This is a genomic window from Enterobacter sp. B79-1 (genome assembly GCF_057444735.1).
In genome coordinates this window covers 140,659-167,224 of record NZ_JBYAZJ010000005.1, presented here as the reverse complement: position 1 = coordinate 167,224, position 26,566 = coordinate 140,659, and the positions used below count along the sequence as shown (strand labels likewise).

General features: G+C 56.8%; 29 protein-coding genes. 19 read left to right on the top strand and 10 right to left on the bottom strand.

Going from position 1 to position 26,566, the window contains the following annotated elements; genetic code table 11:
• The first annotated feature begins 7 nt into the window (after nucleotides 1–7).
• The 12 genes from cysD (at nucleotide 8) to rpoS (ending at nucleotide 9,641) form a co-directional block, all read left to right on the top strand.
• Nucleotides 8–916, top strand: a complete 909-nt coding sequence (gene cysD / locus AC2T6E_RS15610) for a sulfate adenylyltransferase subunit CysD (protein WP_010434549.1) — start codon at nucleotides 8–10, stop codon at nucleotides 914–916.
• 9 nt (nucleotides 917–925) lie between these two features.
• A complete protein-coding gene (gene cysN, locus AC2T6E_RS15605) occupies nucleotides 926–2,350 on the top strand; it encodes a sulfate adenylyltransferase subunit CysN (protein WP_089601201.1) in 1,425 nt (474 codons plus the stop codon).
• A complete protein-coding gene (gene cysC / locus AC2T6E_RS15600) occupies nucleotides 2,350–2,955 on the top strand; it encodes an adenylyl-sulfate kinase (RefSeq protein ID WP_174341017.1) in 606 nt (201 codons plus the stop codon). The genes cysN and cysC overlap by 1 nt, the downstream gene beginning before the upstream one ends.
• Before the next feature lie 58 nt (nucleotides 2,956–3,013).
• Nucleotides 3,014–3,340, top strand: coding sequence for a DUF3561 family protein (locus tag AC2T6E_RS15595; RefSeq protein WP_042716229.1), 327 nt, complete (start codon nucleotides 3,014–3,016; stop codon nucleotides 3,338–3,340).
• A 79-nt stretch (nucleotides 3,341–3,419) separates the two neighbouring features.
• Nucleotides 3,420–3,731: a cell division protein FtsB gene (gene ftsB, locus AC2T6E_RS15590; protein WP_003862095.1), complete on the top strand. Its 312-nt coding sequence runs from the start codon at nucleotides 3,420–3,422 to the stop codon at nucleotides 3,729–3,731.
• A gap of 19 nt (nucleotides 3,732–3,750) precedes the next feature.
• Complete coding sequence (gene ispD, locus AC2T6E_RS15585; protein ID WP_042716231.1) at nucleotides 3,751–4,461, top strand: 2-C-methyl-D-erythritol 4-phosphate cytidylyltransferase; 711 nt, start codon at nucleotides 3,751–3,753, stop codon at nucleotides 4,459–4,461.
• On the top strand, nucleotides 4,461–4,940 hold the full coding sequence (gene ispF / locus AC2T6E_RS15580) for a 2-C-methyl-D-erythritol 2,4-cyclodiphosphate synthase (RefSeq protein WP_108416379.1): 480 nt from the start codon (nucleotides 4,461–4,463) through the stop codon (nucleotides 4,938–4,940). The genes ispD and ispF overlap by 1 nt, the downstream gene beginning before the upstream one ends.
• Nucleotides 4,937–5,986, top strand: a complete 1,050-nt coding sequence (gene truD / locus AC2T6E_RS15575; RefSeq protein WP_108416380.1) for a tRNA pseudouridine(13) synthase TruD — start codon at nucleotides 4,937–4,939, stop codon at nucleotides 5,984–5,986. Before ispF ends, truD begins: the two co-directional genes overlap by 4 nt.
• A complete protein-coding gene (gene surE, locus AC2T6E_RS15570) occupies nucleotides 5,967–6,728 on the top strand; it encodes a 5'/3'-nucleotidase SurE (protein WP_010434534.1) in 762 nt (253 codons plus the stop codon). The genes truD and surE overlap by 20 nt, the downstream gene beginning before the upstream one ends.
• Nucleotides 6,722–7,348: a protein-L-isoaspartate(D-aspartate) O-methyltransferase gene (locus AC2T6E_RS15565; RefSeq protein WP_010434533.1), complete on the top strand. Its 627-nt coding sequence runs from the start codon at nucleotides 6,722–6,724 to the stop codon at nucleotides 7,346–7,348. The genes surE and AC2T6E_RS15565 overlap by 7 nt, the downstream gene beginning before the upstream one ends.
• 116 nt (nucleotides 7,349–7,464) lie before the next feature.
• Nucleotides 7,465–8,589 carry a murein hydrolase activator NlpD gene (nlpD, locus tag AC2T6E_RS15560; RefSeq protein ID WP_010434532.1) on the top strand — a complete coding sequence of 375 codons (1,125 nt, stop codon included), beginning with the start codon at nucleotides 7,465–7,467 and terminating at the stop codon, nucleotides 8,587–8,589.
• Between the two features lie 59 nt (nucleotides 8,590–8,648).
• Nucleotides 8,649–9,641, top strand: coding sequence for an RNA polymerase sigma factor RpoS (gene rpoS, locus AC2T6E_RS15555; RefSeq protein WP_013098493.1), 993 nt, complete (start codon nucleotides 8,649–8,651; stop codon nucleotides 9,639–9,641).
• A gap of 54 nt (nucleotides 9,642–9,695) precedes the next feature.
• Here rpoS and AC2T6E_RS15550 read toward each other — a convergent pair whose 3' ends face one another.
• Nucleotides 9,696–10,073, bottom strand: a complete 378-nt coding sequence (locus tag AC2T6E_RS15550) for a DUF4440 domain-containing protein (RefSeq protein ID WP_089601212.1) — start codon at nucleotides 10,071–10,073, stop codon at nucleotides 9,696–9,698.
• A complete protein-coding gene (locus AC2T6E_RS15545; protein ID WP_214606276.1) occupies nucleotides 10,070–11,278 on the bottom strand; it encodes an MFS transporter in 1,209 nt (402 codons plus the stop codon). Before AC2T6E_RS15545 ends, AC2T6E_RS15550 begins: the two co-directional genes overlap by 4 nt.
• Nucleotides 11,279–11,387: 109 nt before the next feature.
• Here AC2T6E_RS15545 and AC2T6E_RS15540 point away from each other — a divergent pair, with 109 nt between their 5' ends.
• A complete protein-coding gene (locus AC2T6E_RS15540; RefSeq protein WP_486692422.1) occupies nucleotides 11,388–12,275 on the top strand; it encodes a LysR family transcriptional regulator in 888 nt (295 codons plus the stop codon).
• Here the strand turns inward: AC2T6E_RS15540 and AC2T6E_RS15535 are convergent.
• On the bottom strand, nucleotides 12,272–12,679 hold the full coding sequence (locus AC2T6E_RS15535; RefSeq protein ID WP_100166286.1) for a MarR family winged helix-turn-helix transcriptional regulator: 408 nt from the start codon (nucleotides 12,677–12,679) through the stop codon (nucleotides 12,272–12,274). The genes AC2T6E_RS15540 and AC2T6E_RS15535 overlap by 4 nt on opposite strands.
• A 172-nt stretch (nucleotides 12,680–12,851) precedes the next feature.
• Between AC2T6E_RS15535 and AC2T6E_RS15530 the strand changes: the two genes are divergently transcribed.
• The 3 genes from AC2T6E_RS15530 to AC2T6E_RS15520 are packed head-to-tail and all read left to right on the top strand — an operon-like array spanning nucleotide 12,852 to nucleotide 15,103.
• Nucleotides 12,852–13,454 (top strand): non-oxidative hydroxyarylic acid decarboxylases subunit B, encoded by a 603-nt coding sequence (locus AC2T6E_RS15530; protein ID WP_108416384.1) that lies wholly within the window; start codon nucleotides 12,852–12,854, stop codon nucleotides 13,452–13,454.
• Entirely contained in the window at nucleotides 13,444–14,871 is a 1,428-nt protein-coding gene (locus AC2T6E_RS15525; RefSeq protein ID WP_010434519.1) for a non-oxidative hydroxyarylic acid decarboxylases subunit C, read from the top strand. The genes AC2T6E_RS15530 and AC2T6E_RS15525 overlap by 11 nt, the downstream gene beginning before the upstream one ends.
• A gap of 10 nt (nucleotides 14,872–14,881) precedes the next feature.
• Complete coding sequence (locus AC2T6E_RS15520) at nucleotides 14,882–15,103, top strand: non-oxidative hydroxyarylic acid decarboxylases subunit D (RefSeq protein ID WP_003862116.1); 222 nt, start codon at nucleotides 14,882–14,884, stop codon at nucleotides 15,101–15,103.
• Nucleotides 15,104–15,196: 93 nt separating this feature from the next.
• On the opposite strand, the gene mutS is transcribed toward AC2T6E_RS15520, so the two are convergent.
• Nucleotides 15,197–17,758: a DNA mismatch repair protein MutS gene (gene mutS / locus AC2T6E_RS15515; RefSeq protein WP_486692419.1), complete on the bottom strand. Its 2,562-nt coding sequence runs from the start codon at nucleotides 17,756–17,758 to the stop codon at nucleotides 15,197–15,199.
• A 390-nt stretch (nucleotides 17,759–18,148) separates the two neighbouring features.
• Here mutS and AC2T6E_RS15510 point away from each other — a divergent pair, with 390 nt between their 5' ends.
• Both AC2T6E_RS15510 and AC2T6E_RS15505 read left to right on the top strand, forming a co-directional pair.
• Nucleotides 18,149–18,976: a winged helix-turn-helix domain-containing protein gene (locus AC2T6E_RS15510; RefSeq protein ID WP_089601224.1), complete on the top strand. Its 828-nt coding sequence runs from the start codon at nucleotides 18,149–18,151 to the stop codon at nucleotides 18,974–18,976.
• On the top strand, nucleotides 18,973–19,455 hold the full coding sequence (locus AC2T6E_RS15505; protein ID WP_253178974.1) for a hypothetical protein: 483 nt from the start codon (nucleotides 18,973–18,975) through the stop codon (nucleotides 19,453–19,455). The genes AC2T6E_RS15510 and AC2T6E_RS15505 overlap by 4 nt, the downstream gene beginning before the upstream one ends.
• A 43-nt stretch (nucleotides 19,456–19,498) precedes the next feature.
• On the opposite strand, the gene AC2T6E_RS15500 is transcribed toward AC2T6E_RS15505, so the two are convergent.
• Nucleotides 19,499–19,729 carry a SymE family type I addiction module toxin gene (locus AC2T6E_RS15500; RefSeq protein WP_010434511.1) on the bottom strand — a complete coding sequence of 77 codons (231 nt, stop codon included), beginning with the start codon at nucleotides 19,727–19,729 and terminating at the stop codon, nucleotides 19,499–19,501.
• Between the two features lie 174 nt (nucleotides 19,730–19,903).
• On the opposite strand from AC2T6E_RS15500, the gene AC2T6E_RS15495 reads away from it, so the two are divergent.
• Nucleotides 19,904–20,248: a nitrous oxide-stimulated promoter family protein gene (locus AC2T6E_RS15495; RefSeq protein ID WP_214606278.1), complete on the top strand. Its 345-nt coding sequence runs from the start codon at nucleotides 19,904–19,906 to the stop codon at nucleotides 20,246–20,248.
• Nucleotides 20,249–20,256: 8 nt separating this feature from the next.
• On the opposite strand, the gene AC2T6E_RS15490 is transcribed toward AC2T6E_RS15495, so the two are convergent.
• The 5 genes from AC2T6E_RS15490 to flhA all read right to left on the bottom strand — a co-directional run bounded on the left by AC2T6E_RS15490 (nucleotide 20,257) and on the right by flhA (nucleotide 26,511).
• Nucleotides 20,257–21,474, bottom strand: a complete 1,218-nt coding sequence (locus tag AC2T6E_RS15490; protein WP_447854662.1) for an MDR family MFS transporter — start codon at nucleotides 21,472–21,474, stop codon at nucleotides 20,257–20,259.
• 15 nt (nucleotides 21,475–21,489) lie between these two features.
• Nucleotides 21,490–22,251, bottom strand: coding sequence for a siderophore ABC transporter ATP-binding protein EitC (eitC, locus tag AC2T6E_RS15485; protein ID WP_316383868.1), 762 nt, complete (start codon nucleotides 22,249–22,251; stop codon nucleotides 21,490–21,492).
• The gene (locus AC2T6E_RS15480) at nucleotides 22,251–23,288 is read right to left on the bottom strand and encodes a FecCD family ABC transporter permease (protein WP_042717167.1); all 1,038 of its coding nucleotides are present in this window, start codon (nucleotides 23,286–23,288) and stop codon (nucleotides 22,251–22,253) included. The genes eitC and AC2T6E_RS15480 overlap by 1 nt, the downstream gene beginning before the upstream one ends.
• On the bottom strand, nucleotides 23,288–24,286 hold the full coding sequence (eitA, locus tag AC2T6E_RS15475) for a siderophore ABC transporter substrate-binding protein EitA (protein ID WP_108416389.1): 999 nt from the start codon (nucleotides 24,284–24,286) through the stop codon (nucleotides 23,288–23,290). Before eitA ends, AC2T6E_RS15480 begins: the two co-directional genes overlap by 1 nt.
• Nucleotides 24,287–24,438: 152 nt before the next feature.
• Nucleotides 24,439–26,511: a formate hydrogenlyase transcriptional activator FlhA gene (flhA, locus tag AC2T6E_RS15470; RefSeq protein ID WP_465284728.1), complete on the bottom strand. Its 2,073-nt coding sequence runs from the start codon at nucleotides 26,509–26,511 to the stop codon at nucleotides 24,439–24,441.
• Nucleotides 26,512–26,566: the final 55 nt, after the last annotated feature.

Sequence of the window (26,566 nt, the reverse complement as noted above, 5' to 3'; positions counted from 1 at the left end):
AACGGTTATGGACCAAAAACGTCTTACACACCTGCGGCAGCTTGAAGCGGAGAGTATCCATATTATCCGCGAAGTGGCCGCCGAGTTTTCTAACCCGGTGATGATGTACTCCATCGGTAAAGATTCCAGCGTCATGCTGCATCTGGCGCGTAAAGCGTTTTATCCGGGCACGCTGCCGTTCCCGCTGCTGCACGTGGATACCGGCTGGAAATTCCGCGAAATGTACGAGTTCCGCGACCGTACCGCGAAAGCCTACGGCTGCGAGCTGCTGGTGCATAAAAACCCGGAAGGGGTGGCGATGGGCATTAACCCGTTCGTGCACGGTAGCGCCAAGCACACCGATATCATGAAAACCGAAGGGCTGAAGCAGGCGCTGAATAAATACGGTTTTGACGCGGCCTTCGGCGGCGCGCGCCGCGACGAAGAGAAATCCCGCGCCAAAGAGCGTATCTACTCCTTCCGCGACCGCTTCCACCGCTGGGACCCAAAAAACCAGCGCCCGGAGCTGTGGCACAACTACAACGGTCAGATCAACAAAGGCGAAAGTATTCGCGTCTTCCCGCTCTCCAACTGGACCGAGCTGGATATCTGGCAGTACATCTACCTGGAAAACATCGAAATCGTTCCGCTGTATCTGGCCGCTGAACGCCCGGTGCTGGAGCGCGACGGCATGCTGATGATGATCGACGACGATCGCATCGACCTGCAGCCGGGTGAGGTAATCAAACAACAGATGGTGCGTTTCCGTACCCTCGGCTGCTGGCCGCTGACCGGCGCGGTGGAATCCAGCGCGCAGACGCTGCCGGAGATCATCGAAGAGATGCTGGTGTCCACCACTAGCGAGCGACAGGGGCGCGTGATTGACCGCGACCAGGCAGGCTCCATGGAGCTGAAGAAACGTCAGGGTTATTTCTAAGGAGCCGCCATGAATACCACTATTGCTCAACAAATTGCCAACGAAGGCGGCGTGGAAGCGTATCTGCACGCGCAACAACATAAAAGCCTGCTGCGTTTTCTGACCTGCGGCAGCGTGGATGACGGGAAAAGTACCCTGATTGGCCGCCTGCTGCACGATACGCGCCAGATTTATGAAGATCAGCTCTCTTCCCTGCATAACGACAGCAAGCGTCACGGCACCCAGGGTGAAAAACTCGACCTGGCCCTGCTGGTGGACGGCCTGCAGGCGGAGCGCGAGCAGGGCATCACCATTGACGTGGCCTACCGCTACTTCTCTACCGAGAAGCGCAAATTTATTATTGCCGACACCCCGGGGCACGAGCAGTACACCCGTAACATGGCGACCGGCGCCTCCACCTGCGACCTGGCGATCCTGCTGATGGACGCGCGTAAAGGCGTGCTGGATCAGACCCGTCGTCACAGCTTTATCTCGACATTGCTGGGGATCAAACACCTGGTGGTGGCGGTTAACAAGATGGATCTGGTGAACTTCAGCGAAGAGAAGTTCGAGGAGATCCGCCAGAGCTACCTGACCTTTGCCGAACAGCTGCCGGGCAACCTGGATATTCGCTTTGTACCGCTCTCGGCGCTGGAAGGGGATAACGTCGCCTCGCAGAGCGCGAACATGCCTTGGTACAGCGGCCCGACGCTGCTGGAAGTGCTGGAAACTGTTGAAATTCAGCGCGTGGTCGACACCCAGCCGATGCGCTTCCCGGTACAGTACGTGAACCGTCCTAACCTCGATTTCCGCGGCTTCTCCGGCACCCTCGCGTCAGGCTTCGTGAAGGTCGGCCAGCGCGTTAAGGTGCTGCCATCCGGCGTGGAATCCACCATCGCCCGCATCGTCACCTTCGACGGTGACCTGCAAGAAGCGGGCGCCGGTGAAGCGGTAACGCTGGTGCTGAAAGACGAAATTGATATCAGCCGGGGCGATCTGCTGGTGGATGCCCACGAAACGCTGGCGGCAGTGCAGGGCGCGTCCGTGGATGTGGTGTGGATGGCCGAACAGCCGCTGACCGCAGGCCAAAGCTATGACATTAAAATTGCCGGTAAGAAAACCCGCGCCCGCGTGGACGGCATTCAGTTTCAGGTGGATATCAACAACCTGACCCATCGTGACGTCACCGAGCTGCCGCTGAACGGCATTGGTCTGGTCGATCTGACCTTCGACGAACCGCTGGTGCTGGATCCGTATCAGCAGAATCCGGTTACGGGCGGGCTGATCTTTATCGACAGGCTGACCAACGTGACCGTCGGGGCCGGTATGGTGCGCGAGCCTAAAGAACAGGCTGCCGTGGCGTCTGAATTCAGCGCCTTCGAGCTGGAACTGAACGCGCTGGTGCGCAAGCACTTCCCGCACTGGGGCGCACGCGATCTGCTGGGAGGCAAGTAATGGCCGCCCATGATGAGAACGTCGTCTGGCATCCTCATCCGGTCACCGTCGCCCAGCGCGAACAGCTCCACAGGCACCGTGGCGTTGTACTGTGGTTTACCGGGCTGTCCGGCTCGGGTAAATCGACGGTGGCGGGCGCGCTGGAAGAGGCGTTGCATCAGCAGGGCGTAAGCACGTACCTGCTGGACGGCGACAACGTGCGCCACGGCCTGTGCAGCGATTTGGGGTTTAGCGACGATGACCGCAAAGAGAACATCCGCCGGGTGGGCGAAGTCGCCAGCCTGATGGCGGATGCCGGGCTGGTGGTGCTGACCGCATTTATCTCACCGCACCGCGCCGAGCGCCAGATGGTGCGCGAACGCGTGGGTCAGGATCGCTTTATCGAGGTGTTTGTCGATACGCCGCTGGAGATTTGCGAAGCGCGCGACCCGAAAGGGCTGTACAAAAAAGCCCGTGCCGGAGAACTGCGTAACTTCACCGGCATTGACGCGGTCTACGAAGCGCCTGAATCGCCAGAGATTCACCTGGAAGGTCAACAATTGGTAACAAATTTAGTAAGCCAATTATTAGACCTGCTCAGACGGGACGATATTATCAGATCCTGAGACGGTATCGTTCGGGAGCTGTCTTCCCGAACGATGAGTCATGGTCACAGGATCAGCTATGCGCAACAGTGAAAACTACATTATCACCACCGGGTCGGAGCCGTTAACGACCGACGACGAGACAACCTGGTCCTTCCCCGGGGCCATTGTCGGCTTTATCTCGTGGTTACTGGCGCTGGGCATCCCGTTTCTCATTTACGGCGGTAACACGCTGTTCTTCTTCCTCTATACCTGGCCTTTCTTCCTGGCGCTGATGCCTGTGGCGGTCGTGGTGGGTATTGCGCTGCACTCCCTCTTCAATGGCCGACTCCTGTATAGTACGGTTATCACGATTGTGACCGTTGTGGTGATGTTTGGCCTGCTGTTTTTATGGCTGATGGGCTAACTTGCGACATAATTAAAACCCCGGAGTAGAGTCGAACGGAAAGTTATGGGATGATGATGCCGTTTTTTCAGGGGGCAGGATGGGTAAACTAACGCTGCTGTTGCTGGCTTTGCTGGTCTGGCTGCAATATTCGTTGTGGTTCGGTAAGAACGGACTGCACGACTATAGCCGGGTAAGCGATGACGTCGCGGCTCAGCAGGCAACAAACGCCAAACTCAAGGCGCGAAACGATCAACTCTTTGCTGAAATTGATGACCTCAATGGCGGGCAAGAGGCGATTGAGGAACGCGCACGCAATGAACTCAGTATGACTAAGCCGGGCGAAACTTTTTATCGTCTGGTTCCGGATGCGTCTAAACGCAATCAGGGCTCAGCACAAAACAATCGATAATCAGGCCCAGGATTACGACATGGCAGCAACTTTTTCGGACGTCTGTGCCGTGGTGCCGGCCGCAGGTTTTGGCCGGCGCATGCAGACAGAATGTCCCAAGCAGTACCTTTCAATTGGCGATAAAACGATCCTTGAGCACGCCGTGGCGGCGCTGCTGGCGCACCCGAGGGTGACGCACGTGGTCATCGCCATCAGCCCAGGCGATGCGCGCTTCGCGCAGCTCCCGCTGGCAAACCACCCACAGATTACCGTCGTTGACGGTGGTGCCGAGCGCGCCGATTCCGTGCTGGCGGGCATTCAGGCTGCCGGAAACGCCTCGTGGGTACTGGTACATGACGCGGCGCGTCCGTGTCTGCATCAGGACGATCTTGCGCGTCTGCTGGCCCTGAGCGAAACAAGCAAGGTCGGCGGGATTCTGGCTGCCCCCGTGCGTGACACCATGAAACGCGCCGAGCCGGGCAAACAGGCTATCGCCCATACCGTTGAGCGCGTTGATTTATGGCATGCGCTGACGCCTCAATTTTTCCCCCGCGAACTGCTCCACGACTGCCTGACGCGTGCGCTTAAAGACGGTGCGACCATCACGGACGAAGCCTCAGCGCTGGAGTATTGCGGTTTTCACCCTGAGCTTGTTGAAGGGCGCGCTGATAATATAAAAGTGACGCGCCCGGAAGATTTGCAGCTCGCGGAATTTTATCTTACCCGTTCGACCCATCAGGAGAAGGCATAATGCGAATTGGACACGGTTTTGATGTACACGCCTTTGGCGGAGAAGGCCCAATTATCATTGGCGGCGTGCGTATTCCTTACGAAAAAGGACTGCTGGCGCATTCTGATGGCGACGTGGCGCTGCATGCGCTAACCGACGCGCTGCTGGGCGCTGCCGCGCTGGGGGATATCGGCAAGCTGTTCCCGGACACCGACCCGGCATTTAAAGGGGCAGACAGCCGCGAACTGCTGCGCGAAGCGTGGCGCCGCATTCAGGCGAAAGGCTACACCCTGGGTAACGTCGATGTGACCATCATCGCTCAGGCACCTAAAATGCTGCCGCACATTCCGCAGATGCGCGTGTTTATCGCGGAAGATCTGGGCTGCCATATGGACGACGTCAACGTCAAAGCGACCACCACCGAGAAGCTGGGCTTCACGGGCCGTGGCGAAGGCATTGCCTGTGAAGCCGTGGCGCTGCTGGTGAAGGCGAGCACATGACAGACTTTGACAACCTGACATACCTGCACGGTAAACCGCAGGGGAACGGGGTGCTGAAAGCCAGCCCGGAAGATTTCCTCGTGGTGGAAGATTTGGGCTTTGAGCCGGATGGCGAAGGCGAGCACATTCTGGTGCGCATTCTGAAAAACGGCTGCAACACACGGTTTGTGGCCGACGCGCTGGCAAAATTCCTGAAAATTCATGCCCGCGAAGTGAGCTTTGCCGGACAGAAAGATAAACATGCGGTCACTGAACAGTGGATCTGCGCGCGCGTGCCGGGCAATACGATGCCGGATTTAAGCCAGTTTGAGCTTGAAGGCTGTAAAGTGCTGGAGTACGCCCGCCACAAGCGCAAACTGCGTCTGGGCGCGTTGAAAGGCAACGCCTTTACGCTGGTGCTGCGTGAAGTGACTGACCGCGAAGACGTTGAAAAACGCCTACAGGCGATAAACGAACGCGGCGTACCGAACTACTTCGGCGCACAGCGTTTTGGTATCGGTGGCAGCAACCTGCAGGGCGCACTGCGCTGGGCGCAAAGCGATGCACCGGTACGCGACAGGAATAAACGCAGTTTTTGGTTGTCTGCGGCCCGCAGTGCGTTGTTTAATCAGATTGTGAGCGAACGTCTGAAAAAATCGGACGCTAATCAAGTTGTTGTCGGCGATGCGCTACAATTAGCGGGACGCGGAAGCTGGTTTGTGGCAACGGCCGAGGAAATGGCCGATGTCCAGTCTCGTGTGGACGCCAAAGCGCTGATGATTACGGCCGCGATGCCCGGTACGGGCGACTGGGGCACGCAGGGCGACGCGCTCGCTGCCGAGCAGTCAGCCGTCGCGGACGCGCCAGAATTACAATCACTGCTGGTGCGGGAAAAAGTCGAAGCAGCACGCCGCGCGATGTTGCTCTACCCGCAGCAGTTAAGCTGGAACTGGTGGGATGACGTGACCGTTGAGTTACGCTTCTGGCTACCTGCAGGTAGCTTTGCCACCAGTGTTGTCAGGGAACTTATCAACACCTCGGGTGATTATGCGAATATTGCTGAGTAACGATGACGGGATCCACGCGCCAGGTATACAGACCCTGGCGAAACACCTTCGCGAATTTGCGGATGTGCAGGTTGTGGCTCCCGATCGTAACCGCAGTGGAGCGTCTAACTCACTGACGCTGGAGTCGTCGCTTCGCACCTTTACCTTTGAAAATGGCGATATCGCCGTACAGATGGGCACGCCGACCGACTGCGTGTTCCTCGGCGTGAATGCGCTGATGCGCCCGCGCCCGGACATTGTGGTGTCAGGTATCAATGCCGGACCGAATCTCGGCGATGACGTGATCTACTCCGGTACCGTGGCGGCAGCGATGGAAGGACGTCATCTGGGCTTCCCGGCGCTGGCGGTTTCGCTTAACGGCCATACGCATTACGACACGGCGGCGTCGGTCACCTGTTCGATTCTTCGCGCGCTGGGGCGTGAACCCCTGCGTACGGGCCGTATCCTGAATATCAACGTGCCCGACCTCCCGCTCAATGAGATCAAGGGGATCCGCGTGACGCGCTGTGGCAGCCGTCATCCTGCTGACCAGGTTATTCCGCAGCAGGATCCGCGCGGCAATACCCTCTACTGGATTGGGCCTCCGGGCGAAAAATGCGATGCCGGTCCAGATACGGACTTCGCTGCTGTCGATGAAGGGTATGTTTCCGTTACGCCACTGCACGTAGATTTAACCGCGTATAGCGCGCATGATGTGGTGTCGGACTGGTTAGATCGGGTCGGGGTGAACGTGCAATGGTAAGCAAACGTGTACAAACTCTTCTGGAACAACTTCGCGCTCAGGGGATCACCAACGAGCATGTGCTGGATGCGCTTGCCCAGGTTCCGCGCGAGAAGTTTGTAGACGAGGCGTTTGAGCACAAAGCGTGGGAAAACGTGGCGTTGCCTATTGGGCAAGGCCAGACCATTTCTCAGCCCTACATGGTGGCGCGCATGACGGAACTGCTGGAGTTAACGCCGGAGTCCCGCGTGCTGGAGATTGGCACTGGGTCGGGGTATCAAACCGCGATCCTCGCGCATCTTGTTCGCCATGTTTGTTCCGTCGAACGCATCAAAGGTTTACAGTGGCAGGCGCGTCGTCGCCTGAAACAACTTGATTTACATAATGTTTCAACACGTCACGGTGATGGATGGCAGGGTTGGCAGGCTCGCGCCCCGTTTGATGCCATTATCGTCACGGCCGCACCGCTGGAGATCCCGGCTGCACTCTTGTCGCAGCTGGATGAAGGCGGCATTCTCGTCTTGCCCGTGGGCGATGAACACCAGCTTCTGAAGCGTGTTCGTCGGCGTGGCGGCGAGTTTATTATCGATACCGTAGAAGCCGTACGCTTTGTGCCTCTGGTTAAGGGAGAGCTGGCCTGAGACTCGGATTTATCCAGGGTTATTAAGGCAAATTCAGCGTATTGTGTGGCGCAAAAGGTTCGTGCCATCACGGTTATTTTTAAGTCACTGGTAGTTAACACATTCCTGGGGGATAAATGAGCGCGGGAAGCCCAAAATTCACCATCAGCCGTGTTGCGGCATTATCACTGGTTTCGCTTTGGCTGGCAGGCTGTACAAGTTCGAATAACGCACCTGCGCCTGTAAGCTCCGTCGGCGGGAACAGCGGCTCGGGTAACACGTCCAGCGGAATGTTGATCACTCCTCCGCCGAAAATGGGCACCTCTACGGCGCAGCAAACTCCGCAGATCCAGCCGGTTCAGCGTCCAACCACGCAGCCAACACAGATTCAGCCAGTTGAACAACCTGTTCAGACGGAAAATGGCCGTATAGTATACAACCGCAAGTATGGGAACATTCCGAAAGGGAGCTATACCGGCGGCAGCACCTACACCGTGAAGCGCGGCGACACGCTGTTCTATATTGCCTGGATCACCGGGAACGATTTCCGCGATCTGGCACAGCGTAATAACGTGCAGGCCCCGTATGGACTGGAAGTCGGCCAAACGCTCCAGGTAGGCAACGCGACGGGTACGCCACTCACGCCGGGGAACACCGTTTCTGCGGCGGATGTGACCGCGCAAAATAACAGCGTTATGCCTGCACAAAAATCCACCACGGTGGTTGCTTCACAACCTGTAATTACGTATTCTGAGGATTCAGGTGATCAGAGTGCTAACAAAATGTTGCCGAATAATAAAGGGACTGCGACTGCTGTCACAGCACCGGTTACGGCACCTGTGGTTAGCTCTACTGAACCGACTGCCAGCAGTACCTCCACCAGTTCGCCTATCTCTGCATGGCGCTGGCCGACTGACGGCAAGGTTATCGAAAACTTCTCTTCCTCCGAGGGAGGAAATAAAGGGATCGATATCGCAGGGAGTAAGGGACAGGCTATCATCGCGACCTCAGACGGACGCGTTGTCTATGCCGGTAACGCTCTGCGCGGTTACGGTAATCTTATTATCATCAAACATAACGATGATTACCTGAGTGCCTACGCCCATAACGACACAATGCTGGTCCGGGAACAACAAGAAGTTAAGGCGGGGCAAAAAATCGCTACCATGGGTAGCACCGGAACCAGCTCTACACGCTTGCATTTTGAAATTCGTTACAAGGGGAAATCCGTAAACCCGCTGCAGTATCTGCCGCAGCGATAATTTGACGGGGCATGCCAGCCAGGGTGTCTCGTTCAGGGATCACGGGTAGGAGCCACCTTATGAGTCAGAATACGCTGAAAGTTCATGATTTAAATGAAGATGCGGAATTTGATGAGAACGGAGCAGAGGCTTTTGACGAAAAAGCCTTAGTAGAAGAGGAACCCAGTGATAACGATTTGGCTGAAGAAGAGCTGTTATCGCAGGGCGCCACACAGCGTGTACTGGACGCGACTCAGCTTTACCTTGGGGAGATTGGTTACTCCCCACTGTTAACGGCCGAAGAAGAAGTCTATTTCGCACGTCGTGCTTTGCGTGGTGATGTTGCCTCGCGCCGTCGCATGATTGAAAGTAACCTGCGACTGGTCGTGAAAATTGCTCGCCGTTACGGCAATCGTGGTCTGGCTCTGCTGGACCTGATTGAAGAGGGCAACTTAGGTCTCATCCGCGCAGTTGAGAAATTTGACCCGGAACGCGGGTTCCGCTTCTCAACCTACGCGACCTGGTGGATTCGTCAGACCATCGAACGGGCAATTATGAACCAAACCCGTACGATTCGACTGCCGATCCACATCGTCAAAGAGCTGAACGTCTATCTGCGTACCGCGCGTGAGTTGTCCCATAAACTGGACCACGAACCGAGCGCGGAAGAGATTGCCGAACAGCTTGATAAACCGGTTGATGACGTAAGCCGTATGCTGCGTCTCAACGAGCGCATTACCTCGGTTGACACCCCGCTGGGTGGCGACTCCGAAAAAGCGCTGCTGGACATCCTGGCCGACGAAAAAGACAACGGCCCGGAAGACACCACGCAGGACGATGACATGAAACAGAGCATCGTCAAATGGCTGTTCGAACTGAACGCCAAACAGCGTGAAGTGCTGGCACGTCGTTTCGGTTTACTGGGGTATGAAGCTGCGACACTGGAAGACGTCGGCCGTGAAATTGGCCTGACCCGTGAACGTGTTCGTCAGATTCAGGTTGAAGGTCTGCGCCGCCTGCGAGAAATCCTGCAGGGGCAAGGTCTGAATATCGAAGCGCTGTTCCGCGAATAAGCAACCTTTCGTCAAAAAATGGCTCGTCGTAAGACGGGCCATTTTTCTTTGGTGCTACGGCTGTGCCGTTTCGTGCAGCAGACGCCACGTAATTCTGTCGCCTTCCTGATTCAGCACCGCCGTCGACCAGCGCACGTTTACCGGCATATCGGGGCGGGTTTGTGTCTCGCGATAGTGAAGTACTGCGCCGTTATCCCAGGCTTCTATCGTGGCGAGTTCATCAATGACGATTTTCAGGCCGGGTCGGCTTCCACGCTGGGTGTCGAGAAAATGGGCAAGGGCGTGATAGTCAAGATGTGCGCCGCCTGGTGGTATCATCAGAAAATCCGGTCGAAAGCGGGTGAGCAAGGTTTCAGCCTCACCTTCACCTTTGCCTAACCAGTTTTCAAGCGCAATGTGGAGGTCGATAATGTCGTGTTCAAAAAGCGTCATGAATTCTCCTGTCGCAGCTGGCTGAGCACCTGCATCGTGTTAAGACGAGAAACGTACAATACAGGCACTAAAGTGATGCCTGCGGCAAAAATAAACATCCCGTGCCAGGCGACGAGCGGCGCAAGATAAACCTGCGCAATGCTCAGCGCCTGCGCCAGTAGCAGGGTTCCCGCAAAAAAGCTTAGCTGACGATTAAGATTCCACAGGGCGCTGGCGTCAGGCATATCGTCCCGGGCTGTCGTCAGAAACGCGCTGCTCTGCGCCGTGCTGCTGCAAAGACTGCCTCCGGCCCCCATCAACACAAAGGCCGCGACAGATAACAGCGCTGGCGATGCCGAACTGACGTTCAGTAAAAGCAGAATGCCCGTCGCCTGCAAAAGGCACCCGATTACCACCAGAGGACGGGGTCCGACGCGGTTAAAATAGCGTCCTGTTACCATAATGGCCATAAACGATGCCGCGGACCATGGCAGCATAAGCATGCCCGTTGCGGCGGGCGTCATGCTGGCTTCGCTCTGAAGATAATACATGCCCGTTACGTTTACCCCGATAAAGATGCCGGGCACGCACACGTAGACAAGCATGGAAAAACGCAAAAGTGGGTCGGTCAGCAAGGAGAGGTTTAACAGCCTGGCTGTTTTCTTCGGCGGCATTTCAGCGTTAAGCCATACGCAGGCTAAAACAAAGGTGACGATGGCGACGGGCAACGTAGCAAAAAAGATCCAGCGCCAGCTTAGCGTCTGCACCAGCAGTCCCCCGATAGCAGGGGAGCAGGCAGGGGCAAGCAACGCGACGAGCATCACCGCCGAGGAGAGCCTGGCGCGTTCGTGAGGCTTAAACTGTTGCCAGGTCAGCGCCTGTCCCACCGGGATCAGCAAGCCACCGCCAATCCCTTGCAGTGCACGCCAGGCAATCAGGCTTTCCAGCGAGGAAGACAGTCCCGCAGCAGCGGAGGCCGCGCTAAAGAGAGCCAGAGAGAGGAGGATGACGCGCTTCGGCCCGATGCGGCGCGTCAGCGCGCTGCCGAAAGGGATCGCTAGCGTCAGACCGGCAATGTACCCGTTACTGACCCAGGCAAGCGCTGAGGGTGTAGTGTTGAACGCGCGCGCCATGGCCGGAAAGGCGACGCTGGCAATAAACATATTTATCAAATCAAGGAAAAAGCCGAGCAGATAGACAACGGCGACTTTGCTGCGATACGTCATGGTGGATCCTCCGGTGAGGTGGCGTATCGTATCGGCCCGCAAGCTACGGATAAACGCGACAAACAGCGATATACTGTCAAAATATTTTTGACAGTGATGAAGGTTAACGATGTTTACTCTACAGCGTACGGCGATGTTTATCGCAGTCGCGGAGGCGGGCAGCTTCACCGCCGCGGCAGAGGCAATGGGGCTGACAAAAGCCGTGGTGAGTTTCAACATTCGCCAGCTTGAAGACGAGCTGGGCGTTACGCTGCTGCTGCGGTCAACCCGCCGTCTGACGTTAACCGAGGCAGGCGCGCTTTTTCATCAGCGAAGCGTCGCGCTTCTGAAGGAGGCAGAACAACTGCAGGACGATGTCCGCGCGAATCATGCGGGACTCTCCGGAGAATTGCGGATAACCACCACGCCCGAGTACGGCTCGCAGGTTGTGGTGCCTTTGCTGGCGGAATTTAGTCAGCAGCACCCGGAACTTCGCGTGCGCCACGTTTCGTCCTCTTTGCATGCCGACCTTATCTCTGAGCGCTTTGACGTCGCCATCCGGCTGGGTACGCTCGCTGATTCACGCTACCACGCCGCGATGATTACCTCTTTCGCCATATTGCCGGTGGCAGCGCCGGACTGGCTGGCTAACCATCCGGTAGAGACGCTTGAACAGCTGGCGAAAGCCGACTGGATCATTCACGAGCGTTTGCCCTCTCCACTGCGCTGGCAGGTGAAAGCGAGCAGCGGAGAGATTGTCTCGTTTGAAATCACGAAAGCCCCGCGTCTGTATGCTGACAGTGCTCAGGCGCTGATGGCTTTCGCACGTGCCGGAAGCGGCGTGGCGTTACTGCCTGAATGGCTGGTGCGAAATGCGCTGGATGCAGGGCAGCTGGCGTCGGTATTACCGGGCTACACCTTTGCACAGCAGGGCATCTATGCGGTTTATCCCGATGCCCAACACGTGCCCGCGAAAGTCCGAAAGTTTATCGATTTTATGCGTGCGAGGGTGAATTAGTCGTGCATCATCTTTTTGATAAGCGCAGAAAATTGCTCGCGTTCAGCCTTGCTCAGGCGTCCTAAAAACGCCTCATCCACGTCATTGCCGACCGGTTTACAGCCTGCAAGCAGGGCTTCACCTTCTGGCGTCAGGAAGACAAACCGGCGGCGCTTATCTGCGGGATCGTGCTCGCGTTTTACCAGCCCACGCGCCTCCATGCGGCTGAGCATCTCTGCCAGCGTCGCTTTCGTGCTGACTGCCACTTCGGTCAATGCCACCTGTTCGATACCCGGATGTTCGGCAATTGAGCGCAGAACCGCATATTGCGGCTTGGTCAGCTCCGGCAAAGCATGCTGCCATTGCGCAGTATGTTGTTGAAAAAGCTGGCGTAACAGGTGGAACGCTTCTTGTCTTAGTTCCATGAACACTCCGACGAAAAAATTCACTCTCTATGATAGCCGCTAACGCCCTGGATTATAACGCGGGAGTTTTTAGCATTTAGTGTGATCGTATGCGAACGATCTTGTCATGAACAGGTTCCAGGAGTAGGTTACTCAATATGTTCGTATGCGAACAAAATGATTGAGGTACTGAATGAGATTGATAGTAGGAATGACGGGAGCAACGGGCGCGCCGCTGGGTGTGGCTTTATTGCAGGCGCTGCGAGACATGCCGGAGGTGGAAACCCATCTGGTGATGTCGAAGTGGGCAAAAACCACCATTGAGCTGGAAACGCCTTACGCCGCGCAGGACGTTGCCGCACTGGCTGACGTCGTCCACAGCCCGGCTGACCAGGCCGCCACCATCTCCTCCGGCTCGTTTCGCACCGACGGCATGATCGTCATTCCCTGCAGCATGAAAACGCTGGCAGGCATCCGCGCGGGCTACGCCGAGGGGCTGGTGGGGCGTGCGGCGGATGTGGTGCTGAAAGAGGGGCGCAAGCTGGTGCTGGTTCCCCGCGAAACACCGCTCAGCACCATTCATCTTGAGAATATGCTTGCCCTTTCCCGCATGGGCGTGGCGATGGTGCCGCCCATGCCTGCGTATTACAACCACCCGCAAACCGCTGATGACATCACCCAGCATATCGTGACCCGCGTGCTCGACCAGTTCGGTCTGGAGCATAAAAAGGCGCGCCGCTGGAACGGGTTGCGCGAGGCGAAACATTTTTCACAGGAGACTAAAGATGGCATTTGATGATTTGAGAAGCTTCCTGCAGGCGCTCGATGAGCAAGGGCAACTGCTGAAAATTGAGGAAGAGGTAAACGCCGAGCCGGATCTGGCGGCGGCCGCTAACGCGACCGGCCGCATTGGCGACGGCGCGCCCGCGCTGTGGTTCGACAACATTCGCGGCTTTACCGATGCCCGCGTGGTGATGAACACCATCGGCTCCTGGCAGAACCACGCCATTTCGATGGGGTTGCCTGCGAACACCCCGGTAAAAAAACAGATCGACGAGTTTATTCGCCGCTGGGATAAATTCCCCGTTACGCCAGAGCGCCGCGCTAACCCGGCCTGGGCGCAGAATACGGTGGACGGTGAAGAGATCAACCTGTTCGACATTCTGCCGCTATTTCGCCTGAACGACGGTGACGGCGGTTTTTATCTCGATAAAGCGTGCGTCGTCTCGCGCGATCCGCTCGACCCGGACCACTTCGGCAAGCAGAACGTCGGCATCTACCGCATGGAAGTGAAGGGCAAGCGCAAGCTCGGCCTCCAGCCTGTTCCGATGCACGATATCGCTCTGCATCTGCATAAAGCGGAAGAGCGCGGTGAAGATCTGCCGATTGCGATTACCCTCGGTAACGACCCGATCATCACCCTGATGGGCGCCACGCCGCTGAAATACGATCAGTCCGAGTATGAAATGGCCGGTGCGCTGCGTGAAAGCCCGTACCCGATTGCCACCGCGCCGCTGACCGGCTTCGATGTGCCCTGGGGTTCTGAAGTGATCCTCGAAGGGGTCATCGAAGGCCGCAAGCGTGAAATCGAAGGGCCGTTCGGCGAGTTTACCGGGCACTATTCCGGTGGACGTAACATGACGGTGGTACGTATCGACAAAGTCTCTTACCGCACCAAACCGATTTTTGAGTCGCTCTACCTCGGCATGCCGTGGACCGAGATTGATTATCTGATGGGCCCGGCAACCTGCGTACCGCTTTACCAGCAGCTAAAAGCAGAATTCCCGGAAGTGCAGGCGGTGAACGCGATGTACACCCACGGACTGCTGGCGATTATCTCCACCAAAAAACGCTACGGCGGTTTTGCCCGCGCGGTCGGTTTACGTGCCATGACCACGCCGCACGGTCTGGGCTACGTGAAGATGGTAATCATGGTGGATGAAGATGTCGATCCGTTCAACCTCCCGCAGGTGATGTGGGCGCTGTCGTCGAAAGTGAACCCGGCAGGGGATCTGGTACAGCTGCCGAACATGTCGGTCCTCGAGCTTGACCCTGGCTCCAGTCCGGCGGGCATTACCGACAAGCTGATTATTGATGCCACCACGCCAGTTGCACCGGACACCCGTGGCCACTACAGCCAGCCGGTACAGGATCTGCCTGAAACCAAAGCCTGGGCTGAAAAATTGACCGCGATGCTGGCAGCACGCCAATAAGGAGGAAAAGATGATTTGTCCACGTTGTGCCGATGAGCATATTGAAGTGATGGCGACGTCACCGGTGAAAGGGGTCTGGACCGTTTACCAGTGCCAGCATTGTTTATATACATGGCGCGATACCGAACCGCTGCGCCGTACCAGCCGCGAGCACTACCCTGAAGCGTTTCGCATGACGCAGAAGGATATTGACGAGGCACCGCAGGTGCCAACGATCCCGCCGCTGTTGTAAAAAAAAGCCCGGTGGCGCTGCGCTTACCGGGCCTACGGGTTTTGTAGGTCGGGTAAGGCGAAGCCGCCACCCGACAAAGCAGACCGCAGAGAACTAAACCAGACTCTTCAGCCGATAAATCCACTCCAGCGCCTGACGCGGCGTCAGTGAATCCGGGTCGAGATTCTCCAGCGCTTCCACGGCTGGCGACGTCTCTTCCGCAGGCACCAGCAGCGACATCTGCGTACCATCTATCTGCGTCGCCGCCGCGTTCGGCGACAGGCTTTCCAGCTCGCGCAGTTTCTGACGCGCGCGCTTGATCACCTCTTTCGGTACACCTGCCAGCGCCGCTACGGCCAGCCCATAGCTCTTGCTCGCCGCGCCATCCTGCACCGTGTGCATAAAGGCGATGGTGTCGCCGTGCTCCAGCGCATCAAGATGCACGTTCGCCACCCCTTCCATTTTCTCCGGGAGCTGCGTCAGTTCGAAGTAATGGGTCGCAAACAGCGTCATAGCCTTGATTTTATTCGCGAGGCTTTCCGCACAGGCCCACGCCAGGGACAAACCATCATAGGTTGACGTTCCGCGCCCGACTTCGTCCATCAGCACCAGGCTGTGCTCGGTGGCGTTATGCAGAATGTTGGCCGTTTCGGTCATCTCGACCATGAAGGTTGAGCGACCGCTCGCCAGATCGTCCGCAGCCCCGACGCGGGTAAAGATGCGGTCGATTGGGCCAATCTCCACGTTTTGCGCCGGGACGTAGCTGCCGATATACGCAAGCAGCGTAATCAGCGCCGTCTGACGCATATAGGTACTCTTACCGCCCATGTTCGGTCCGGTAATGATCAGCATGCGTCTCTGCGGCGACAGGCTGAGCGGGTTAGCGATGAACGGTTCGTTCAGCACGCGCTCCACCACCGGATGACGCCCTTCGGTAATGCGAATGCCGGGCTTGTCGGTAAAGGTCGGGCAGGTATAGTTCAGCGTTTCAGCGCGTTCAGCCAGGTTGACCAGCACGTCCAGTTCGGCCAACGCGGCGGCGCTTAGCTGCAGATCGGCCAGGTGCGGCATCAGCATGTCGAACAGCTCGTCATACAGCTGCTTTTCCAGCGCCAGCGCTTTACCTTTCGAGGTGAGGACTTTGTCCTCGTACTCTTTCAGCTCGGGAATAATGTAGCGCTCAGCGTTTTTCAGCGTCTGGCGGCGCACGTAGTGAATCGGCGCCAGGTGACTCTGCCCGCGGCTGATCTGAATGTAGTAGCCGTGGACCGCGTTATAGCCCACTTTCAGGGTATCAAGACCCAGACGCTCGCGTTCACGGATCTCCAGCTTATCAAGGTAGTCCGTTGCGCCGTCTGCCAGCGCGCGCCACTCGTCCAGCTCTTCGTTATATCCGGGGGCAATCACGCCGCCATCGCGCACCAGAACCGGAGGCGCATCGATGATGGCGCGCTCAAGCAGTTCGCGGAGCTCGGTGAACTCGCCCATCGTTTCGCGCAATTTTTGCACCGGTGCGCTGTCGACGTTGCCCAACTGAGCGCGCAGTTCCGGCAGCTGCTGGAAGGCATGGCGCATACGTGCGAGGTCGCGCGGACGTGCCGTACGCAGAGCCAGACGGGCGAGGATACGCTCCAGATCGCCTACCTGACGCAGTACCGGCTGTAATTCGGTGTAACTGTCCTGCAATGCGGCGATGGTTTGTTGGCGGCCGATAAGCGTATTGGTGTCGCGAATCGGCATATGCAGCCAGCGCTTAAGCATGCGGCTGCCCATCGGCGTAACGGTACTGTCGAGGACGGAAGCCAGGGTATTTTCAACGCCGCCCGCCAGATTTTGGGTTATCTCCAGGTTACGGCGCGTGGCGGCGTCCATGATGATGCTGTCCTGCTGACGCTCCATGGTGATAGAGCGGATATGCGGCAGGGCAGTACGCTGGGTATCTTTTACATATTGCAGCAGACAGCCTGCCGCACACAGTCCGCGCGGGGCGTTTTCCACGCCAAAGCCAATCAGGTCGCGCGTGCCAAACTGCAGGTTGAGCTGCTGGCGCGCAGTATCAATTTCGAATTCCCACAGCGGACGACGACGCAGACCACGACGACCTTCAATCAGCGCCATTTCAGCGAAATCTTCGGCGTAGAGCAGCTCTGCCGGGTTAGTACGCTGCAATTCGGCAGCCATCGTCTCACGGTCAGCCGGTTCACTCAGGCGAAAACGCCCGGAGCTGATATCCAGCGTCGCATAGCCAAATCCTTTACCATCCTGCCAGAGTGCGGCCAGCAGGTTATCCTGGCGTTCTTGCAGCAGCGCTTCGTCGCTGATGGTGCCGGGCGTGACGATGCGCACGACTTTGCGCTCAACCGGGCCTTTTGACGTGGCGGGATCGCCAATCTGCTCGCAAATGGCGACGGATTCCCCCTGATTCACCAGTTTCGCCAGATAGTTTTCCACCGCATGATGCGGGATACCGGCCATAGGGATGGGCTCACCTGCCGATGCGCCGCGTTTGGTCAGGGAGATGTCGAGCAACTGCGACGCACGTTTAGCATCGTCATAAAAGAGCTCGTAAAAGTCGCCCATACGGTAAAACAGCAGAATTTCCGGATGCTGTGCTTTCAGCTTCAGGTACTGCTGCATCATGGGGGTATGTGCGTCGAAATTCTCTAGTGTACTCATTAGCGTATCGTGTCCATTTTATTAACTTTCAATGAGTTGGCTTTTGTTTTTATTGTCAGGTGTCGTCCTGTCTCATTGGAACTCATGAAATCCTGAGCGTCTTATCATGCAATGTTTGGTGACCATGATAACGGAGTCTTTAGGGCAGGAAAACAGAAGGAGAAGGCTCTTTCGACTAAAGTGCGTACCGGATTCCATCTATGCGAAAACGGGGCTTTTTGCACGTACTTTCCGCATAAGAGCACTCGTTATATTATTCATTCATTCAGGAACGCATTCTTTCGCTCACTTATACCGTAACTTCTTGCTTTGACAAGAAATAGCCGCAGCGTATAATTATCATTCATATCAATAGTTTCCCGATTCTGTTTGCTGTCGAGCGAGTAGCGTATGTTTTGGATAATTAACGATAATATTAAATTTTGTCCTGACAAAAACGTCCTTGTCTCGTTGAATAAACCTGAATTAAGCGTAATTCTGACAACGCCAGCAAGTCGTTGTCTCGCGCTTTTACTGGAATCCTCGCCAGAGGTGGTGAACCAGAAAGAATTCTTCGATAAAGTGTGGGGCGAGGACGGGATGATCGTCCCGGCAAATACGCTTTATCAGAATATCTCTATTATCCGGCGCGGTTTGCGTTCGGCTGGAGAAACGAGCGACACGCTGGTTGCGACGGTGCCGAGAAAAGGTTTCCAGATTCATAAAAGCGTAAAGGTCACTCGCGTTGAAACGGATGGGGTGGATACAGAAGAACCTGCAGAGGTTTCGTTGCCCGAAGCGCCTCTGACGGTGCCTGTCGAACAACCGGCGGTGAATACGTCTCAGGTGCTGGTCGAAAAAAAATCGCCGCGTAAATTACGTCGCCTGTTTTTTCCTGTGCTCTTAATGATTATCTCCTTTGCACTGGGCTATTTCATGCTGCATCACATCTTCCGAGATAATCCGGATAAAGATTTTTTCCAGAATTACACCATTAACCGAACCGAAAACGGTTGCCACTATTTCTCGCAAAGTGATGATATTAAAAGTATTGGTAATTTCTCGCGCTTTATTAAAATTATCATGAAAACCGGGCTTGATTGTAAAAAGTACCCGTGGATTTATTTCTCTTCTTCCAGCAATGCGCCTGCCCTGTCCGTACTCGCCTGCAGAAAGCCTTATGAAGCAGAACCCAATGCAGAATGCACGGCATTGTATTTCAGGGGGTATATGCAATGACGAAAAGGACAATCGCTATACTGTGCCTGGTGTTTTTTGCCGCGGGCGCGCTGATTTCCTGGCTTTATCATTTGCGCCTGGAAAAAATGGAAAACACGGAAGCCTGTTCGGCCTCTATCGTCGTGTATCACGAGAATGCACGTGCCAACATAACGCTGGACTTCATGTATACGATGAAGACGCAAACCGGCATCGTTGCGGTAAGCGGTACGTATTATAAGAACGATAAAGTGATAGGGGTTATCCGCAGGGATGTCTCCTATGTCTGGACGGAAAACAAGGACTCCTTCCACTTTACGTCGCTCAATATTCATCATGTGAATGATGATGAATCACTGCCCAATGACGTTATCAGCGATGTTCTGCCCGACTTCTTTGTTTATCCGAATAAAAAAATGAATTATTCAATTACAAAACAAGGGCCTAAGGGGTTTATGTTCTCCGTGGGTAAGCGCCCCATATTCTTCTGCGCGCGCTGACTGGCCGGGAATAGGTGATGTCGCCGCCTGCACGGCGGCATGGTTATTTCCCGTCTTCTTCCACCAGCTCAATGATGATTTTCCCCTGTTCGACGCCCACTCTGACCCGTGAATGGGTCGTAAAACCCGCTTTTTCAAGCCAGTCGCCTTTGAGACTCAGGGCAGCGTGCATACTGTATCGGCGCGGGATCTTGGTTTTACGATCTTCATGGCGCTTTCTAAAATAGCCGACTTTTAAATGACGGTACGTTTTTGTAGCGGTAATCGCTTGCATAGGCACTCCACTTGGCTGGCTAACAGGGGAACGTATTGGCTGTATAAAATACCAGTAACCCTGGCATCGCGCCGGCTTAATAGCGGAAGGCGTCTTCAGAAAGCGGAATGCAACGACTGAAAATCACTGCGTAAAGGAGTATCATAAATGCAATTTATGAGAGGGTGATCTCCCATGTCCGGTAAACGCATCGCAAGAGAAAAAGTGACGATCGCCAAAATGATCGCCTTGTATGAGAAAAAATGTCCTCAGGCTTCAACAGAGGAGGGGCATTATCAGGCGCTTAGAGCCTATGCCAATAAGCGTCTCGATAAATGTGCGTTTGGGGAAGAAAAGCCGGCCTGTAAACAGTGTCCCATTCACTGCTACCAGCCCGCGAAGCGAGAAGAGATGAAGCAGGTGATGCGCTGGGCGGGGCCGAGAATGCTGTGGCGTCATCCGATTCTGACTCTTCGTCATCTGATTGACGATCGTCGTCCAGTACCGGCGTTGCCGCAAAAGTATCGTCCGAAAACGTAACGTATTTATTACCGAAGCGGTCGACAGATAATATTCAAGGCGACAGCGCTGCAGAGTGGAAAAATGGCCAGCAGCAGCCAGGGATAAACGGCCTCAAGCGAGGGCACCAGTGCGCGATCCAGCAGGCTGCCAAACAGCAGGTTTCCTGCCAGTACCGCAATGCCCCCGGCGGTTGAGAGTGCGCCATAGTGGGCCCCAAGCGTCGATTCCTCGGCGAAGCGGGGGATGAGATCTTTTGCAGACGGCACCAGCAGCATCTGCCCCAGCGTTAACAGCGTGACCATGCTCGCAGAGGGCAACAGCCGCAGCCAGCCTTCCGGCGGCTCCTTTGCGGCAAACAGCGCCACGCTGGCAAAGGCCGCGGAGAGCAGCAAAAAGCCCACGGGCAAAATTCTGACCGCGCCGATCCGCCTTGTAACACGCGCAAGGGGGAGCTGAAACGCGACGATCAGCACCGAGGCCAGCATAAACAGTGGGCCCAGATCTTTCTCGCTGCCTCCGGAGCGCTGGATCTCCACCGGTAGCGCCAGGTAGAGCTGGTTATAGCTCAACAGCCACGAGCTGTAGGCGATGATAAAGGCGACGAATCGCGTCTGGCGAAATGTTGTCCACCAGGGCTGAATAGCGAGCGGACGCTGGCTATGGCGGGCTGCCGGCAGGCAGAAGAAGAGCACCGCGAGCGCGACGACAAACACGCCGGCGCCAGCCAGCGCAACCTGACGAAAGCCAAGCCCCGTCAGCAGGGCACCCGCAATCGGGCCCAGCACCGCGCCCAGTTCCCCGCAAACGGCAAAGAGCGCAAACCACTCTGCGCGGCTCCGTTTACCTTTTGCCTCACTTTGTGTTCCCGCTTTCGCCAGCAGCGCTTCAATGGCGGGCGAGAAGAGCGCGCCGCCGATGCCGGTCAGACACGCCCCGAGAATAATAGGCCACAGCGATTGCCCGAAGGCCAGCAGCAGATAACCCGCTACGCGGATGACGCAGCCGCTCAGGATAACGATTTTCGCGCCGTAGCGGTCCGACAGCGCGCCGCCAACGATAAACATCCCCTGCTGCGAAAACGTGCGCAGACCAAGCACCAGCCCGATCAGCCCACCGGAGAGCAGCAGGTCATCGCGCAGGAATATCGCCAGGAAGGGCACAACGGCATAAAAGCCAATGTTGAAAACAAATTGGCTGCCCAGCAGAACGGGCGGCCAGAGGGTGGCGGCAGGGCGCAATGGCATGCTGTTTACTCGGCTCTACACAATAAAGTGAATGTGCTTTTTACCATGGTACGGCGAGATCTCAATTTTGGTTTTCACTCTGAAAACGTCCCATAGCAGCTCCTCCGACAGGATCGCCTGCGGGGTGCCGGTTGCGACGATCTGCCCTTTTTGCATAACGATCAGCGAATCGCAGAACATCGATGCGTGGTTAAGATCGTGGATGGCGACGATGCTGGTCACCGGCAGCTCGCTGATGAGATGCATCAGCTGCATCTGATGGTGAATGTCCAGGTGGTTGGTGGGTTCATCCAGCAGGATTTCGGTTGGCGTTTGCGCCAGCGCGCGGGCGATATGCACCCGCTGCCGTTCTCCGCCGGACAGGCTCATCCAGCCCTGCTCGCTGCGGTCCAGCATATCGACACGCTGCAAGGCGGCAGTGACGGTTTCGTCATCCTGCGCGCTCCAGTTCGAAAAAGGGGAGTGGTGCGGAATGCGCCCGAGCTTCACCACGTCGCGCACGCGCATGTTGGCATCGGTCATGCCGTGCTGCTCAACGAACGCCACGCGGCGCGCCAGCTGCTTTTTGGCGATGCGGGAGATGTCCTGACCGTCCAGGGTAACGCTGCCGTTGTCCGGGCGACGCAGGCCTGCCAGTATGCGCAAAAGCGACGATTTTCCGCAGCCGTTAGGGCCGAGCAGTCCTACCGTTTCGCCGCGTGAAACCTTCAGCGAGACGCCGTTGACGATGACCTTTTTGCCTACCTTCCAGGTAATATTTTCAGCGCAGATACTCATCACTTATTCCTTGAACGGTAGATAATTACGGCAAAGAACGGCACGCCCACCAGCGCGGTGACTACGCCGACGGGCAGGCTCTGTGGGGCAATCAGCATGCGCGAGGCGATATCGGCCAGCACCATCAGGATCGCGCCCGCCAGCGCGCTGGCAATCAGCAGCGTGCGGTGTAGCGGCCCGAACAGGAAGCGCATGACGTGCGGCACCACCAGACCCACAAAGCCGATTGAGCCCGCCATGCTGACGATGGTCGCGGTAATCAGTGCGGTGGTGGTGAACAAGGCAAGACGCACCCAGGGTACGGCAATACCTAAAGAGGCGGCGGCATCGTCACCGAAGGTGAACGCATCCAGCGCCCGGGAATAGTAAAGACAGACGGCAAGGCCCGCCAGCACGACCACCAGCGCCAGCTGGAATTCCGGCCAGCGTACGCCGCTGAAGCTGCCTAGCAGCCAGAACATCACGTCACGCGCCTGCTGCGCGCTGGCGGAGGTGCTGATGGTATAGGCGGTAATGGCGTTGAACAGCTGTGAGGCGGCTACGCCCGCCAGAATGGTGCGTTCATTGCCGCCGCGCGCGCCGTTCGTCAGGAAGGCGACAAACGCAAAGGCGGCAAACGCCCCGGCAAACGCGCCCGCAGAGAGCGACACCGCGCCGGTGCCAATCCCTAATACGACGACCGACACCGCACCGGTTGACGCACCCGCCGACACGCCGAGCACGTAAGGTTCCGCCAGCGCGTTCTTCAGCAGGCTTTGCAGCACGGCGCCGCAGATGGCTAACCCCGCGCCGCAGCAGGCCGCCACCAGCGCGCGGCTCAGGCGAAAGTCCCAGATCACGCTCTCATAGATGCGGTTGAGCGGAACGTCGGTCAGCCCCAGCTTATTGCCAATAGCGTAAAAGACGTTGGACAGCGGAATCGACAGCTCGCCGACGCTGACGCCGAGAGCGATCACCAGCAACAGCAGGACGACGGCAAGCAGAGCAGAGGTGGTCAGGAACAGGCCCTGTCGGGCCTGAAGTACGGCTGCCGTCATCAGTTCAGCCCCAGCTTTCTGAGCTGCTCGCCCACCTGTTCAGCGCCGTAAATCGTGCGGATTGTCGGGTTCATGGCCTGGCCGTCCATCACCACGATACGGCCTTTCTTCACCGCGTCCAGCTGGCTGACGGCGGGATCGCTTTTCAGGAATTTGATTTTCTCTTCCGCGTTATCCAGCGCCCAGCGGTTACGATCCAGGCTGGAGACAACAATCACGTCCGGGTTCGCGGCGATAATGCTTTCCCAGCCGACGGTTGGCCATTCGGTCTCAGCGGTAATGGCGTTATGGCCGCCCAGCACGTTGGCAATAAAACCGGAGGCGCTGTTTTTCCCGCCGACATAGGCATCCGCCGAAGGCGAGGCGCTTGAGAACCAGAAGACAAACGAGAGATCTTTTTTGTTTTTACCAAATTCCTGACGCAGGTCGGCCTCGCGTTTTTTGAAATCGGCAATGACGGCCTGGCCGCGCGCTTCAACGTTGAAAATCTTCGCGAAATCTTCAATCTCTTTATAAAGGTACGTCATATCCCACAGCGTCTGACGGCTGCCGTACATATCGCCTGCGGCCTTTTTGGTGGCGCACATGCCTGGTGATAAATAGCTGTTCACGCCGACGGTGGCCAGATCTTCACGTTTTGCGACCTTACTTTCCGGCCCGAGCAGCAGAGGAAGCTGGGCTGGAACAAAATCGGGATTTTGCGAAAGGATGGATTCCAGCGTCGGGATTTCGACCGTCAGGGTTTTGATTTTTGCATTCTGCTCAGCCAGCTGCGGCAGCACTTTTGTCGGCCAGAAGGCGCTGGCTTTGACCTTATCTTCCAGGCCCAGCAGGAGCAAAATTTCGACGGTGTTCTGACCCAAGGCCACGACGCGTTCCGGCGCTTTGGTGAACGTCTCTTTATAGCCACAGTTTTCAATCGTCAGGGGATATGTGGTTGCCAGAGCAGAACCGACCGACGCAATCGCCAGGCCTAACGCGCAGATGACCTTTTTCATTAAACGCTACCCTTCATTAATATTATTGTTGTTGCAAATGAAACTCATTATTAAGGCGGAATTTTATACAGAGGAAACGATTTGGTGTCAATGAGGGACAATTGCGCAGGGTAACGAAAGGCGGTGTCAGAAAACACCGCCGGAATGTGGACTTAAACCAGGCTCTCTTTATCAATCCCAAGCCGCTTCATGCGCGACAGCAGGGTAGTGCGTTTTAACCCCAGGCGCTGGGCGGCTCCTTTAGGCCCGGCCACCACGCCGTTGGTCTCTTTCAGCACGCGCATAATCAGCTGATACTCATCTTCGCCGTTCTGCGCCACTTCTGCCGCAACGAGGGTTTCCTCCGGCAGGGAGATTTCAGGCAGGGAGAGCTGCAGAACGCTCCCGCGCGTCAGCAGCACCGCGCGCTCGATAACGTTTTCCAGTTCGCGCACGTTACCCGGCCACTCCATCGACGAGAGGGTGCGTAACGTCTCGGCTGGGATGCTGTCGATGTTCCTGCCCATCCGCCGCGCAATCTTTGCGGTAAACGCTTTGACCAGCAGCGGGATATCTTCCGGGCGTTCGCGCAGCGGCGGCAGGCAGATCGGGAAGACGTTCAGGCGATAGTAAAGATCGCTGCGAAACTCGCGGTCGGCGACCATTTTTTTCAGGTCACGGTTGGTGGCGGCAATCAGCCGCACGTCGGTCTGAATCAGCTTGTTGCTGCCAAGCCGCTCAAACTCTTGCTCCTGCAGGACGCGCAACAGCTTCGGCTGCAGCTCCAGCGGCATATCGCCCACTTCATCAAGGAACAGCGAGCTTTTGTCCGCCAGCTCAAAACGGCCCAGCCGCTGGCTGCTGGCCCCGGTAAAGGCCCCGCGTTCGTGGCCGAACAGATCGCTTTCCAGCAGTCCCGCAGGCATCGCGGCGCAGTTCATCTTCACCATCCGTCGGCTGTTGCGGTTGCTCAGGTTGTGAATGGCGCGGGCTATCAGCTCTTTACCTGTGCCGGTTTCGCCCAGAATCAGCACCGTGCTGTCGCTTTGCGCCACCATCTCAACCTGCTTGAGCACGCTGTACATGGCGTCGCTGCGCCCGATGATTTCGCCAAACTCGCTGTCCACGTTGTTGAGCTGTTCGGTCAGGGCGAGGTTTTCGTCCACCAGCCGCTCTTTCAGGCGGTGGATCTCCTGGTAGGCGAGGGCGTTATCCAGCGCGATGGAGATACGCTCGGCAATCTGGCGCAGCAGCTTCAGGTTGGCGGTGGTGAATACGCCTTCCTCGCACTGCGCCAGCTTCAGCACGCCCAGCATGGTGTTGCCGGACATCAGCGGCAGCAGGCACAGGGTCTGAATTTTGTTGCCCCAGGTGTTGAACAGCATTCGCTCGTAAGGGGCCACCGGATCCTGTTCGTTCAGGTTGAGCAGCAGGATCTCTTTGCTTTTAAACACCCGCTCGGAGAGCGTACCGGCCTCATCGACCTCGCTCTGCTCGTGTGCCGGATTGGCCTCATCAAGATAGTGGGTGGAGTAGATGTTCAGCTTACCCTTGCGATGGCCGCGAAGCGCAATGCTGATGGCATCGATTTTGAAATAGTGGTGGATCTCTTTCGAGACTTCGCTGACCAGCTCATCCATGTCGAGGCGCGACAGCACGGCGTTGGTGATGGCGACCAGAATGCGGAAGTTGTCGCGCTCGCGGCTCAGCAGGTCGTAATCGACGTTGTTGGTGACGCGGCTCTGGATCTGCTCAGCCACCACGGCCACTATCTGGGTAAAGGTGTGCAGGCGCTCGTACTCCGCCTCGCTCCAGGGCTGGTCGGTCGTGCGGATAAACTCGCAGCCGCCAAAAATCTGACCCTCTGCCGCCAGCGGCAACATGCAGTAATGCCCGAAAGGCTGATAGAGATTGCTCTCCGCCAGCCTTGGCCACGCCATCCTGAACTCCGCAAAATTGCAGTGCAGCACTTCAGGCCGGGAGAGTATACGGCGCACCGGGCCATGCGCGAGGTACGTTTCGTCCTCATACTCAAACGCTTTGCCGTTATCACGCGTTGAGTAGTAGCTCGCGCGATGCGTTCCGTTATGCCACAGCACAATCGCGGCGCTGTCCGCCAGCGCAGATTGCCTGACCAGCCGGGTCAGGGCATCGCTCAGCGCGCCGAGATCGGGCTGCTGTAAAAGTGTGCGCGTGATGTCAAACAGGCCCTGCTGTCCAAGATCGCTCATCGGTGTATACGGCATATTGCTTTCCAATAGAAACTGGCAAAAAAAGAGATTCAGTGCTGACCGCTTATGG

What these genes read in the sequence shown, in the direction of transcription:
- AC2T6E_RS15525 (WP_010434519.1), top strand. Translation starts at nt 13,444, where the DNA reads ATGGCATTTGATGATTTGAGAAGCTTCCTGCAGGCGCTCGATGAGCAA.
- ispD (WP_042716231.1), top strand. Translation starts at nt 3,751, where the DNA reads ATGGCAGCAACTTTTTCGGACGTCTGTGCCGTGGTGCCGGCCGCAGGT.
- nlpD (WP_010434532.1), top strand. Translation starts at nt 7,465, where the DNA reads ATGAGCGCGGGAAGCCCAAAATTCACCATCAGCCGTGTTGCGGCATTA.
- AC2T6E_RS15480 (WP_042717167.1), bottom strand. Translation starts at nt 23,288, where the DNA reads ATGACGGCAGCCGTACTTCAGGCCCGACAGGGCCTGTTCCTGACCACC.
- AC2T6E_RS15500 (WP_010434511.1), bottom strand. Translation starts at nt 19,729, where the DNA reads ATGCAAGCGATTACCGCTACAAAAACGTACCGTCATTTAAAAGTCGGC.
- AC2T6E_RS15495 (WP_214606278.1), top strand. Translation starts at nt 19,904, where the DNA reads ATGTCCGGTAAACGCATCGCAAGAGAAAAAGTGACGATCGCCAAAATG.
- cysC (WP_174341017.1), top strand. Translation starts at nt 2,350, where the DNA reads ATGGCCGCCCATGATGAGAACGTCGTCTGGCATCCTCATCCGGTCACC.
- AC2T6E_RS15540 (WP_486692422.1), top strand. Translation starts at nt 11,388, where the DNA reads ATGTTTACTCTACAGCGTACGGCGATGTTTATCGCAGTCGCGGAGGCG.
- eitA (WP_108416389.1), bottom strand. Translation starts at nt 24,286, where the DNA reads ATGAAAAAGGTCATCTGCGCGTTAGGCCTGGCGATTGCGTCGGTCGGT.
- AC2T6E_RS15550 (WP_089601212.1), bottom strand. Translation starts at nt 10,073, where the DNA reads ATGACGCTTTTTGAACACGACATTATCGACCTCCACATTGCGCTTGAA.
- surE (WP_010434534.1), top strand. Translation starts at nt 5,967, where the DNA reads ATGCGAATATTGCTGAGTAACGATGACGGGATCCACGCGCCAGGTATA.
- AC2T6E_RS15490 (WP_447854662.1), bottom strand. Translation starts at nt 21,474, where the DNA reads ATGCCATTGCGCCCTGCCGCCACCCTCTGGCCGCCCGTTCTGCTGGGC.
- AC2T6E_RS15520 (WP_003862116.1), top strand. Translation starts at nt 14,882, where the DNA reads ATGATTTGTCCACGTTGTGCCGATGAGCATATTGAAGTGATGGCGACG.
- flhA (WP_465284728.1), bottom strand. Translation starts at nt 26,511, where the DNA reads ATGCCGTATACACCGATGAGCGATCTTGGACAGCAGGGCCTGTTTGAC.
- cysD (WP_010434549.1), top strand. Translation starts at nt 8, where the DNA reads ATGGACCAAAAACGTCTTACACACCTGCGGCAGCTTGAAGCGGAGAGT.
- eitC (WP_316383868.1), bottom strand. Translation starts at nt 22,251, where the DNA reads ATGAGTATCTGCGCTGAAAATATTACCTGGAAGGTAGGCAAAAAGGTC.
- AC2T6E_RS15595 (WP_042716229.1), top strand. Translation starts at nt 3,014, where the DNA reads ATGCGCAACAGTGAAAACTACATTATCACCACCGGGTCGGAGCCGTTA.
- ftsB (WP_003862095.1), top strand. Translation starts at nt 3,420, where the DNA reads ATGGGTAAACTAACGCTGCTGTTGCTGGCTTTGCTGGTCTGGCTGCAA.
- truD (WP_108416380.1), top strand. Translation starts at nt 4,937, where the DNA reads ATGACAGACTTTGACAACCTGACATACCTGCACGGTAAACCGCAGGGG.
- AC2T6E_RS15565 (WP_010434533.1), top strand. Translation starts at nt 6,722, where the DNA reads ATGGTAAGCAAACGTGTACAAACTCTTCTGGAACAACTTCGCGCTCAG.
- AC2T6E_RS15510 (WP_089601224.1), top strand. Translation starts at nt 18,149, where the DNA reads ATGTTTTGGATAATTAACGATAATATTAAATTTTGTCCTGACAAAAAC.
- rpoS (WP_013098493.1), top strand. Translation starts at nt 8,649, where the DNA reads ATGAGTCAGAATACGCTGAAAGTTCATGATTTAAATGAAGATGCGGAA.
- cysN (WP_089601201.1), top strand. Translation starts at nt 926, where the DNA reads ATGAATACCACTATTGCTCAACAAATTGCCAACGAAGGCGGCGTGGAA.
- ispF (WP_108416379.1), top strand. Translation starts at nt 4,461, where the DNA reads ATGCGAATTGGACACGGTTTTGATGTACACGCCTTTGGCGGAGAAGGC.
- mutS (WP_486692419.1), bottom strand. Translation starts at nt 17,758, where the DNA reads ATGAGTACACTAGAGAATTTCGACGCACATACCCCCATGATGCAGCAG.
- AC2T6E_RS15505 (WP_253178974.1), top strand. Translation starts at nt 18,973, where the DNA reads ATGACGAAAAGGACAATCGCTATACTGTGCCTGGTGTTTTTTGCCGCG.
- AC2T6E_RS15530 (WP_108416384.1), top strand. Translation starts at nt 12,852, where the DNA reads ATGAGATTGATAGTAGGAATGACGGGAGCAACGGGCGCGCCGCTGGGT.
- AC2T6E_RS15545 (WP_214606276.1), bottom strand. Translation starts at nt 11,278, where the DNA reads ATGACGTATCGCAGCAAAGTCGCCGTTGTCTATCTGCTCGGCTTTTTC.
- AC2T6E_RS15535 (WP_100166286.1), bottom strand. Translation starts at nt 12,679, where the DNA reads ATGGAACTAAGACAAGAAGCGTTCCACCTGTTACGCCAGCTTTTTCAA.